The sequence below is a fragment of the Lactobacillus gallinarum genome (assembly GCF_002160635.1).
GTDB lineage: Bacteria > Bacillota > Bacilli > Lactobacillales > Lactobacillaceae > Lactobacillus > Lactobacillus gallinarum.
In genome coordinates, this window is the sequence record NZ_NFKZ01000077.1 from 1 (window position 1) to 712 (window position 712).

Here is a 712-nt window from a genome sequence, read left to right on the forward strand (position 1 = left end):
AAAACCAAATCCTATGAGCTGTTTCCCAACAAACAGATGAAGGCTGTTTTTGATCGCAATTGCGATTATCGGAGATTCTGCTGGAATGAAGCCTTGGCTTTGTGGAATGACGAATACGATATTAGGCAGCTGATGCTTGATAAAGAGATCAAAGCTGAACTACGAAAGCCCAAGAGTCAACGCAAATTTACTGCCGAACAAGAAGAAATGCTTGCCAGCTATCCTGCACCTAATTGGAAAGCCATCAGGAATAAACTAGTGGCAGAAAAAGAAGACTGGCAATTTAGCTATTCAGCCCATCTATTGCAGCTAGCTGTACAGGATTTGGGCAAAGCCTGGCAAAATTTTTTCAATAAGGCTCAAAAAGATTGGGGCAAGCCTAAATTCAAATCTAAGCGGGCTCCCAAGCAAGGCTTCAAGAGCGACCAAGCTAGAATTGTTAATGGCAAGCTGGTTTTGGAAAAGCCTCAAGGGTTGAAAGCAAATTGGCAACCAATAAAATTGTCAGAAAAGCCTTTTGATTATCCTACAGGAACAATGTCTTTCTATCGAGTAAGGGATAGGTATTATGTGGCAATTCCATATAAGATCCCCAAAGATAGGTTCGAAGTCAAAAAGAAAACAGGCAAAGCGACCGGGGTAGATATAAACGTAGGCCATTTCAATTATGAAGATGGTCAGCTTTTGATTATTCCTAAGTCTTTGACCAAAA

Annotated in this window: 1 protein-coding gene; it reads left to right on the plus strand. The window is 40.9% G+C overall.

Annotated elements, in window-relative coordinates; translation table 11 throughout:
• Positions 1 to 712, plus strand: a 712-nt coding sequence (locus B5E95_RS10430) for a helix-turn-helix domain-containing protein (RefSeq protein WP_162606898.1), incomplete at both ends; no start/stop codon positions are given.